Source organism: Shinella sp. WSJ-2, assembly GCF_003432075.1.
Taxonomy (GTDB): Bacteria; Pseudomonadota; Alphaproteobacteria; order Rhizobiales; family Rhizobiaceae; genus Shinella.
In genome coordinates this window covers 130452-140458 of sequence record NZ_QWBU01000010.1, presented here as the reverse complement: position 1 = coordinate 140458, position 10007 = coordinate 130452, and the positions used below count along the sequence as shown (strand labels likewise).

General features: G+C 63.4%; 8 protein-coding genes and 1 pseudogene. 4 read left to right on the top strand and 5 right to left on the bottom strand.

Annotated features, from left to right (window positions below; genetic code table 11):
• Positions 1-211: pseudogene (locus tag D0Y60_RS24790) on the top strand (hypothetical protein); the annotation flags it as partial.
• 54 nt (positions 212-265) lie between these two features.
• On the opposite strand, the gene D0Y60_RS19770 reads toward D0Y60_RS24790, so the two are convergent.
• Positions 266-1138: a DMT family transporter gene (locus D0Y60_RS19770; RefSeq protein ID WP_117371677.1), complete on the bottom strand. Its 873-nt coding sequence runs from the start codon at positions 1136-1138 to the stop codon at positions 266-268.
• A 295-nt stretch (positions 1139-1433) separates the two neighbouring features.
• Between D0Y60_RS19770 and D0Y60_RS19765 the strand changes: the two genes are divergently transcribed.
• From D0Y60_RS19765 to D0Y60_RS19755, 3 genes are read left to right on the top strand one after another with little or no spacing between them, the layout of a single operon-like run.
• Positions 1434-2843, top strand: coding sequence for a circularly permuted type 2 ATP-grasp protein (locus D0Y60_RS19765; protein WP_117371676.1), 1410 nt, complete (start codon positions 1434-1436; stop codon positions 2841-2843).
• A 4-nt stretch (positions 2844-2847) separates the two neighbouring features.
• The gene (locus D0Y60_RS19760) at positions 2848-3789 is read left to right on the top strand and encodes an alpha-E domain-containing protein (RefSeq protein WP_117371675.1); all 942 of its coding nucleotides are present in this window, start codon (positions 2848-2850) and stop codon (positions 3787-3789) included.
• Positions 3790-3803: 14 nt separating this feature from the next.
• Positions 3804-4625, top strand: coding sequence for a transglutaminase family protein (locus tag D0Y60_RS19755; protein ID WP_117371674.1), 822 nt, complete (start codon positions 3804-3806; stop codon positions 4623-4625).
• Between the two features lie 33 nt (positions 4626-4658).
• Here D0Y60_RS19755 and D0Y60_RS19750 read toward each other — a convergent pair whose 3' ends face one another.
• The 4 genes from D0Y60_RS19750 to araD1 form a co-directional block, all read right to left on the bottom strand.
• A complete protein-coding gene (locus tag D0Y60_RS19750) occupies positions 4659-5453 on the bottom strand; it encodes a hypothetical protein (protein WP_117371673.1) in 795 nt (264 codons plus the stop codon).
• A gap of 201 nt (positions 5454-5654) precedes the next feature.
• Complete coding sequence (gene araD, locus D0Y60_RS19745; protein WP_117371672.1) at positions 5655-7394, bottom strand: L-arabinonate dehydratase; 1740 nt, start codon at positions 7392-7394, stop codon at positions 5655-5657.
• A gap of 47 nt (positions 7395-7441) precedes the next feature.
• Positions 7442-8875, bottom strand: coding sequence for an aldehyde dehydrogenase family protein (locus D0Y60_RS19740; protein ID WP_117371671.1), 1434 nt, complete (start codon positions 8873-8875; stop codon positions 7442-7444).
• 23 nt (positions 8876-8898) lie between these two features.
• Positions 8899-9894, bottom strand: coding sequence for an AraD1 family protein (gene araD1, locus D0Y60_RS19735; RefSeq protein WP_117371670.1), 996 nt, complete (start codon positions 9892-9894; stop codon positions 8899-8901).
• Between the last annotated feature and the right edge of the window lie 113 nt (positions 9895-10007).

The window sequence follows — 10007 nt, the reverse complement described above, 5'->3', positions numbered from 1 at the left end:
GCGCCCGCCGCGCAAGCCGTTTGGCGAAGGTTCGCAGGCTGCATCCGAGGGCGGCGCACCGTCCGCCGGCAAGCGCGCCCATGGCGGCCGTCCCGCCCAGAAGCAGGGCGAGCGCCAGAACCGCAACCACGGCGGCGGCAACGGCCAGGGCCGCCCGCAGAACCACGGCAAGCCGCGCCGGCCGGAAGGCCAGCGCCGCGAACAGGCGTGATCGAATACTCCTTGAACGGAAAACGGCGGGCTTCGGCCCGCCGTTTTTGTTTGTTCAGGCCGTTTTGCGGTTTGTGAGGTAAACCCCGACCACCGAAATCGTCGTGCCCAGGATCATCGGGACCGTCAGCTCCTCGCCGAAAATCACGGCTGCCTGCAAGGCAGCGATCGGCGGCACGAGGTAGATCAGTGATGCCGCGCGCGAAACCTGGCCGCGGCGCAGCAGATAGAGCAGCAACAAGATCGCGCCCATCGAAATGCCGAGCACGGCCCAGGCGAGCAGAGCTACGAAGGTCAGGCCGAAATCGACATGCAGGTTTTCCAATCCCACGGCGAAGGGGAAGGTAACGATCAGCGCACCGACATATTGCAACGTCGCGATAGCGCGGATGTCGCCGGTCGGCAGATATTGTTTCTGGTAGATCGTGCCATAGGTAACCGCGGCCATGCCGAGCATGTTGACGACGATGGCAAAGGCCGGAATTTCCGCCGTGCCATGGCCGAAGAATTTTGGCAGCACGGCAAGCAGCACGCCAAGGAAGCCGAGGCCAAGCCCCATCTTCTGCGTGCCGCTCAACCGCTCGCCGATGAAGAAGGGGGCGGCCAAGGCGGTCATCAACGGCTGAAGCGCAGCGATGATCGAGGAGAGCGCTGCCGGGACGCCCTGCCCGATCGCCCACCAGACGGCCCCGAGATAAATGCCGTGCAGGAAGGCGCCGGAGATGACGGCGTGCACGATGGTGCGCCGGTCGCGCGGCCAGGCGGCACCCGAGACGAGACAGAAGCCGGCGAACAGGATCGCGGCGGTCAGATAGCGAATGCTCAGGAATGTCAGCGGCTCGGAAACGAAGGTGGCATATTTCGCCACGACCCATCCGGTCGACCAGAGCAGAACGAAGATGGCCGGGGCCAGGCGATCGAGGGACATGAGACTTCCGGCATCAGGACAAGCGTGCGCGAGCGATAGGCGCTGCCCCCATGATGGTCAAAGGAATTTCCTTGATGCTTAGGTTCAGCGAAAGGCGGCGCGACCATGCTTTCGGCATCTGCCCATCATTTCGGCAGAGGCGCCGCCAGCAGTCGTGCAGCCATCGCAAAAACCGTCGCCATGGCCGGTTTAAACGCACCCAAAGCGGTATGAGAATTCTTTCCCTCTCATTGAGCATGGTTCTTGCATTGCCGCTTATGTTGTACTCAAATGGCGAAAAATGGGGAACACGCCTTTGGCATTTGATGAAATGATGAACGCGGACAGCAACCCGCGGCAGCCCTACGAAAACTACCATGACTGGTATGAAGCACAGGATCGGGCTCGCCTGATCGCCAAATCAAGAGAAGCCGAAAATCTCTTTCGAAAAACCGGCATCACCTTCGCGGTCTACGGACACGCAGACAGCTCCGAAAAGCTCATCCCCTTCGACATCATCCCGCGCATCATTTCCGGCCGAGAGTGGCGCAAGCTCGCCCAGGGCATCGAACAGCGGGTCATCGCACTCAACGCTTTCCTGGACGACATCTACCACAAGCAGGAAATCATCAAGGCCGGGCGCGTGCCGCGCGAGTTGATCGAGCGCAACGTCGCCTTCCTGCCGCAGATGATCGGCTTCAAGCCGCCCGGCGGCGTCTATACCCACATCGTCGGCACCGATATCGTGCGCACGGGCGAAGACCAGTTCTATGTGCTGGAAGACAATGCCCGCACGCCTTCCGGCGTCAGCTATATGCTGGAAAACCGGGAAACCATGATGCAGATGTTCCCGGAACTGTTCCACCTGAACAAGGTGCGTCCGGTCGAAGACTATCCGAAGACACTGCGGCAGAGCCTGGCGTCGCTTGCGCCCCCCGGCTGTTCCGGCAAGCCGCGCATTGCGGTGCTGACCCCGGGCATCTTTAATTCCGCCTATTACGAGCATTCCTTCCTGGCCGACATGATGGGCGTGGAACTGGTCGAAGGCTCGGACCTGCGCGTCGTCGATGGCAAGGTGAAGATGCGCACGACCCGTGGCTACGAGGCGATTGACGTGCTCTATCGCCGCGTCGACGACGATTTCCTCGATCCCCTCACCTTTCGGCCGGATTCAGCGCTCGGCATTCCCGGCATCATGGATGTCTACAAGGCCGGCAACATCACGATTGCCAATGCGCCGGGCACCGGCATTTGCGACGACAAGGCGATCTATTCCTACATGCCGGAGATCGTCGAATTCTATACCGGCCGCAAAGCGATCCTCGAGAACGTGCCAACCTGGCGCTGCTCGGAGGAAAACAGCCTCAAATACGTGCTCGAACATCTCGAGGAACTGGTGGTGAAGGAAGTGCATGGCTCGGGCGGCTATGGCATGCTCGTCGGCCCGACCGCCTCGAAGAAGGAATGCGCGGCCTTCGCCGAAAAGCTGAAGGCTCGCCCTTCGAATTATATCGCACAGCCGACGCTGTCGCTCTCGACGGTCCCGATCCTCGTCAACAAGGGCATCGCGCCCCGGCACGTCGATCTCCGTCCCTATGTACTGGTTTCCGACAAGGTGCAGATCATTCCCGGCGGGCTGACCCGCGTGGCGCTGAAAGAAGGCTCGCTGGTGGTCAACTCCAGCCAGGGCGGCGGCACGAAGGACACCTGGGTACTGGAGGACTGAGCCTATGCTGGGAAGAACTGCAAACGGCCTCTACTGGATGTTCCGCTATATCGAGCGCGCCGAAAACATCGCCCGTCTCATCGATGCGGGCCTGCGCATGGCGCTGACACGCTCCGGCTCCTCGGACGAGGACTGGGACGGCGTCCTGCAAAGCGCCGGTGTGCGTGAGGATTTCGACACCGTTCATCACAAGCTGACGAGCGCCGACGCGATCGACTACCTGCTGCGCGACCACTCGAACCCGTCGAGTGTCATGTCCTGCATCGAGGCGGCCCGCAACAATGCGCGCATGGTGCGCACCGCATTGACGCGCGAGACCTGGGAAGCGACGAACGAGTGCTGGATCGAGCTGAAGCTGGCGCTCTCCAAACGGGTGAAGCCCGCCGACATGCCGGAGGTGATCGGTACGATCAAACGCTGCACCGCCCTCATCCGCGGCGCTTTCCACGGCACCATGCTGCGTGACGACATCTACAACTTCTCTCGCATCGGCACCTTCATCGAGCGGGCGGACAACACGGCGCGTATCCTCGACGTGAAGTACTATGTGCTGCTGCCGGCCATCGCCAAGGTCGGCTCGTCGCTCGACAACATGCAGTGGGAATCGATCCTGCGCTCGGTCTCGGCGCATCGCTCCTACAGCTGGGTCTATGACGGCGACTATTCCTCGACCAATATCTCCGACTTCCTGATCCTCAACGACCGCATGCCGCGCTCGTTGGCCTATAGCTACGACAAGCTCGTCAGCAATCTCGGTTATCTCGCCAAGCTCTATGGCGACAACCATGCGGCGCACGAGACGGCGTCGGCGACGCTGATGCTGCTGAGAAGCCGCAGCATCGAAGACATCATGGAACAGGGGCTCCACGAGTTCATCGAGGAATTCATCGTGCACAACAACCGCCTCGGGGAAGAGATCTCCGACGGCTATCGCTTCTATCGTTGAGCGGGGGGCGAGCAATGCGACTGAAGATCAGCCACACGACCGAATATACCTATGACGACCCGGTGCAATATTCCTTGCAGCGCCTGCGGCTGACGCCGAAGACGCAGCCAGGCCAGATCGTGCGCGCGTGGGCGACCACCGTGCACGGCGCCCGCGTCGAGGCCGGCTATACCGACCATTTCGGCAACCATGTCGATCTCGTCAGCACCAATGCCGAGCAGGTGACGATCCGCATCGTCGCCGAGGGCGAGGTGGATACGGAAGACCGCGCCGGTGTTTTCGGCCCGCATCAGGGTTTCGTGCCGCTGTGGCTCTATCTGCGCGAGACGCCGCTGACTAAGCCGGGAAAGCTCATCCGCGAGCTTGCCAGGGCCGTGACGGGGGATAACGAGCTGGCCCGCATGCACGCCATTATGGCCGCGATCCACACAGGCGTCGAATACAAGCCCGGAGAGACCGCCGCCGATACGACGGCCGAACAGGCGCTGGAGAAAAAGCAGGGCGTGTGCCAGGACCACGCCCATGTCTTCCTCGCCGCCGCCCGGCACCTCGGCATTCCCGCCCGTTATGTCTCCGGTTATCTGCTGATGGACGCGCCGGAGCAGACGGCAAGCCACGCCTGGGCGGAAGTGCATCTGCAGGGCCTCGGCTGGGTCGGTTTCGACGCCGCCAACAAGATCTGCCCCGACGCGCGCTATGTGCGCCTCTCCACAGGTCTGGACTATACGGACGCGGCCCCCGTTTCCGGCATGGTGCTGGGACGGTCGGCGGAGACGATGAGCGTCGCCATCAAGGTGGAAGCGGCCGGCCAGAGCCAATCGCAAAGCCAGAGCTGACGGCGGCCGTAACGACCGCCGTCTTTGCAAGTGTTAGCGCGATGCCGTCTCCAGCAGGCGGCAGAGTTTCACCAATGCCGCGTCATAACCGCCGCTATTGACGCCACGGCAGCGCTTGATCATCTGCTGCTTGTCGCTGGGCGACAGCTGGGCAAAGTCGTCAACGATCGCGCGATCCCGATCCTTGCCGGGGGTGGGACGGCCATCACCGGGCTTGTCGCGACCGGTGGGCGTGGTGGGTGTTACGCCGTCGTCGTCACCTCCAAGGCTGACGTCGACATCCGCGTCGATCAACCCGCCGCCGCCGACATTGGCGCCGATGCCAACACCGAGGCCGTTCGAGCCGCCAACCGTTGCCCGCGCATTCGCATCCAGCAGGCCACGGGAGCCACCGACATTGGCGTTGACGCCCGCATTCACGCCGTTGCGCCCACCGACCGACGCACCGACATTGGCATTCGCCAAGCCTCGCGATCCGCCGACCGTGGCGCCCACACCGGCGTTTACGCCGTTGCGTCCACCCACCGATGCACCAACACCGGCATTGGCCACACCCTTCGAGCCGCCGACATTGGCGCCAACGCCGGCGTTCACGCCGTTTTTGCCGCCAAGGCTTGCGCCGACACCGGCACTGGCCAGTCCTCGCGAACCGCCGACATTCGCCCCAAGGCCAGCTTTGACGCCGCCGACGCTTACGCCGACGCCGACACCAAGACCGCCGCCCTTCTTGCCGCGATCAGCCGCATGGACCGGCACGGCAAGAACCACGGCCGCGAGCAGCGCCATGGAGAGCTTGGGGATCGACACTTCGTTTGATGTTCCGAACATGGAAACCTCCCATTTCAGCGACCGATCCGGGAGTGGACCGGTATCGCGGAAGGAAGGGGAGCGCCCCGCCGCGGGTTCCTCGCATGACGCGCCTGGTCGCGACCAGGGAAAAGGAAAGGTTGCATTCGGCGGAGAGACCACCGCAATGCGTATCAAGACGATACAAATCGGGCGCGGCTTTTAAGGCCGCGCCCGCAAAACTCAGTGGCTGTCCTTGCCGACGGCATTGCCGCGGCAGCCCTTGAGGAAGTCGAGGTCGGCACCGGTATCGGCACCCTGCACGTGCTGCTGGTGCAGCCAGGCGTAGCCCGACGTCGGTAGCTCGTGGTGCGGCTTCCACTCTGCAAGGCGGCGTGCCAACTCTTCATCGGAAATATCGAGATGCAGGCGGCGGTTCGGCACGTCGAGCTCGATCATGTCGCCGTTCTTCACGACGGCCAGCGGACCGCCGACGGCAGCTTCCGGCGAGGTGTGCAGCACGACGGTGCCATAGGCGGTGCCGGACATGCGGGCGTCCGAGATGCGCACCATGTCGGTGATGCCCTTCTTGAGCACCTTCGGCGGCAGACCCATGTTGCCGACTTCGGCCATGCCGGGATAACCCTTCGGACCACAGTTCTTCATGACCATGACGCAGGTCTCGTCGATGTCGAGATTGTCGTCGTTGATCTTGGCCTTGTAGTCGTCGATATCCTCGAACACCACGGCGCGGCCGCGATGCGTCAGGAGATGCGGCGAGGCGGCGGACGGCTTCAGCACCGCACCCTTCGGCGCAAGGTTGCCGCGCACGACGACGATGCCGCCCGACTGCGTCAGCGCCTTTTCGGCCGGCAAGATGACGTCCTCGTTCCAGTTGACGACGTCCTTGACCTCGTTCCAGACGGTCTCGCCGGACACGGTGATCGCATCCTTGTGCAGCAGGCCCGCTTCGCCGAGGCGCTTCAGCACGACGGGCAGACCGCCGGCATAGAAGAACTCTTCCATCAGGTATTTGCCCGACGGCATCAGGTTGACGATGGTCGGCACGTCGCGGCCACACCGGTCCCAATCATCCAGCGTCAGGTCGATGCCGACGCGGCCGGCCATGGCCAGCAGGTGGATGACGGCATTGGTCGAGCCGCCGATGGCCGCATTGGTGCGGATGGCGTTCTCGAAGGCCTGCTTGGTCATGATGTCCGAGGGCTTCAGGTCGTCCTTGACCATCTGCACGATGCGGCGGCCGGTGAGCTGCGCCATGACCTTGCGGCGGCTGTCGACGCCGGGAATGGCGGCATTGCCCGAGAGGGCCATGCCCAGCGCTTCGGCCATCGAGGCCATCGTGGAAGCCGTGCCCATCGTGTTGCAGGTGCCCGAGGAACGGCTCATCGAGGCCTCGGCCTCGAGGAACTCTTCCTGCGTCATCTCGCCGGCCTTCACCATCTCGGAGAACTTCCACAGATGCGTGCCGGAGCCGACGCGCTCGCCACGGAAGTAACCGTTCAGCATCGGGCCGCCGGTGACGACGATGGACGGCAGGTCGACGGAGGCCGCCGCCATGAGCAGCGACGGCGTGGTCTTGTCGCAGCCGACCATCAGCACGCAGCCGTCCATCGGCTGGCCGCGAATGGTTTCCTCGATGGCGAGCGCCGCGAGGTTGCGATACATCATCGCCGTCGGACGGAAGGTGTTTTCCGAGGCGGAGAAGACGGGTACTTCCATCGGGAAGCCGCCGGCCTCCCAGATGCCGGCCTTCACCTTTTCGGCAAGCTCGCGCAGATGGCCGTTGCACGGCGTCATGTCCGACCATGTGTTGAGGATGCCGATCACCGGGCGCCCGTCGAACAGGTCGTGCGGGTATCCCTGGTTCTTCATCCAGCCGCGATGATAGATCACGTCACGGCTGGTGCCACCGTACCATTCCTGTGAGCGCAGCCTGCGTGGCCATTCCGCTTTCTTCGTCATCTTTCCAGTCCTCGAAGCGACCACCCGAATGCCGGGCGGCCTGTGTCTCACGCCAGGGTGTAGGCGGTCTTGACGGTTGTGTAGAATTCGTTGGCGTATTTGCCCTGCTCGCGCGAGCCATGCGACGAGCCCTTGCGGCCGCCGAACGGCACATGGAAATCGACGCCGGCGGTCGGCAGGTTGACCATCACCATGCCAGCCTCGGCATTGCGCTTGAAATGCGTCGCATGCTTGAGGCTTGTCGTTGCAATGCCGGAAGACAGGCCGAACGGCGTGTCGTTGGCGACGGCAAGCGCTTCCTCGTAGTCCTTGACGCGGATGACCGCGGCGACGGGGCCGAAAATTTCTTCCCGCGAGATGCGCATGTCGTTCGTCGCCTCGGTGAAGAGCGCAGGCGCGAGGTAGAAGCCGGGCGTGTCGCGCTTCAAAAGCTCGCCGCCAAAGGCAAGCTTGGCGCCCTCTTTTTGGCCGATCTCGATATAGTCGGTGTCCTGCTTCAGCTGGCTCTCGTCGACGACCGGGCCGATATGCGTGCCGGCCTTCAAGGCATCGTCGACGACGACACTCTTCAGACGCTCGCCAACGGCGGCGACGAACCGGTCATGGATGCCTTCTGTGACGATGACGCGCGAGGAGGCCGTGCAGCGCTGGCCGGTGGAGAAGAAGGCGGAGTTGACGGCCGCTTCCACCGCGACATTGAGGTCCGCATCGTCGAGCACGACGAAGGGGTTCTTGCCGCCCATTTCGAGCTGGTACTTGCGGTTATGCTCGACGGAGGCGAGCGCGACGCGCTTGCCGGTGCCGGTCGAGCCGGTGAAGGTGACGGCATTGACATCGGGGCTGTCGAGCATGGTCTGGCCGACGACGGAGCCCTTGCCCATGACGAGATTGAGCACGCCCTTCGGCAGGCCGGCGCGCACCAGGATATCGACGATCGCCCAGGAACAGCCGGGCACCAGTTCGGCCGGCTTGAAGACGACCGTGTTGCCATAGCAAAGCGCAGGCGCGATCTTCCAGGCGGGAATGGCGATCGGGAAATTCCACGGCGTGATAATGCCGACCACGCCGACGGGCTCACGAGTGATCTCGACGCCGATATTGGGCCGAACCGAAGGCAGCGTCTCGCCGGCAAGGCGCAGGCACTCGCCCGCGAAGAAATCGAAGATCTGGCCGGCACGCACGGTCTCGCCGATGCCTTCCGCCAGCGTCTTGCCCTCCTCACGCGACAAGAGCCGACCAAGCTCGTCCTTGCGGGCGAGGATCTCGTCGGCCGTCTTGCGCAGGATGGCGTGGCGCTCGAGGATGCCGGAGCGCGACCAGGCCGGGAAGGCAGCCTTGGCCGCGGCAATCGCCGTCTTGGTGTCTTCCACGGAGGCGCGGGCATAGCGGCCGACGACATCGCCCGTGTTCGACGGGTTGATGTTCTCGATGGCATCGGAGCCGACCCATTCGCCGGCAATCAGGTTCTGGTGGATGGTCATGGCCTCAGCCTCCTGTCCGTCGCTTACAACTGGCGGATTTCGATTTCTTCTTCCCTGGCGATTGCCAGGGGATTGCGCAACGGCAGGCCGAAACCGTCCGCACCGATCTCGAACACATCGCCCTCTTCCGTGCGGATGCCGTCGCCGAAGGACAGCGTCGCCGTGCCGAACATGTGGACGTGGATATCGCCCGGCGCGCGGAACAGGCCGTATTTGAAATGGTGGTATTCGAGATTGGCGAAAGTGTGGGACATGTTCGCCTCGCCGGAGACGAAAGGCTTTTCCCAGAGAACCTTGCCGCCGCGCACGATGCGCGAGAAGCCGCGGATATCGTCCGGCGCCGCGCCAATACGGATTTCCGGGCCGAAGCTCGCCTGACGCAGCTTCGAATGCGCAAGGTAGAGATAGTTAATGCGCTCCGTCACATGGTCGGAGAACTCGTTCGATACGGCAAAGCCGATGCGGAACGGCGAGCCATCGGCGGCGATGACATAGATGCCCGCCATTTCCGGCTCCTCGCCGCCGTCGAGCGCGAAGGAGGGAGAGGTTAGCGCGGAACCGGGGGCGACGGCCTGCGTGCCGTTGCCCTTGTAGAACCATTCCGGCTGCACGCCCTTCTCGCCGGCCTTCGGCTTGCCGTTTTCGAGGCCCATGCGGAACATCTTCATCGAGTCCGTCAGCGTCTCCTCGGCCACTTCCGAGGTCTTCTTGTGCATGGAATCGCGCGTCGCAGCCGAACCGAGATGGGTCAGGCCCGTGCCGGTCAGGTGCAGGTGCGCGGCGTCCGGATGGGTAATCGGCGGCAGCAGGCGGCCATCGGCATAGGCAGCCTCCAGATCGACCTCTTCACCGAGACCCTTGGCATCGATGGCGGCTTTCAGCGACTGCCCGCTGTTGGCGGCTTCCAGAGCCAGCGCATACACGCTTGTCGCGCCCTTGACGGCGCGGCCCTTGCCGCCCTCTTCCCGCACGACGACAGCAATCGAGCCGTCGTCCTTTGCTACCTGCGAAATCAGCATTTCCGTTTCCTTCCTGAGGTCGACACCAGCCAAAGCTCCGCTCCTGCGGCGGACAGACGTCACCACACTGGTCGCACTGGCGACCGGTCAAACTCTTCTGCAGTCGGTTGGAT

What these genes read in the sequence shown, in the direction of transcription:
- D0Y60_RS19770 (WP_117371677.1), bottom strand. Translation starts at nt 1,138, where the DNA reads ATGTCCCTCGATCGCCTGGCCCCGGCCATCTTCGTTCTGCTCTGGTCG.
- D0Y60_RS19750 (WP_117371673.1), bottom strand. Translation starts at nt 5,453, where the DNA reads ATGTTCGGAACATCAAACGAAGTGTCGATCCCCAAGCTCTCCATGGCG.
- D0Y60_RS19755 (WP_117371674.1), top strand. Translation starts at nt 3,804, where the DNA reads ATGCGACTGAAGATCAGCCACACGACCGAATATACCTATGACGACCCG.
- araD1 (WP_117371670.1), bottom strand. Translation starts at nt 9,894, where the DNA reads ATGCTGATTTCGCAGGTAGCAAAGGACGACGGCTCGATTGCTGTCGTC.
- araD (WP_117371672.1), bottom strand. Translation starts at nt 7,394, where the DNA reads ATGACGAAGAAAGCGGAATGGCCACGCAGGCTGCGCTCACAGGAATGG.
- D0Y60_RS19740 (WP_117371671.1), bottom strand. Translation starts at nt 8,875, where the DNA reads ATGACCATCCACCAGAACCTGATTGCCGGCGAATGGGTCGGCTCCGAT.
- D0Y60_RS19760 (WP_117371675.1), top strand. Translation starts at nt 2,848, where the DNA reads ATGCTGGGAAGAACTGCAAACGGCCTCTACTGGATGTTCCGCTATATC.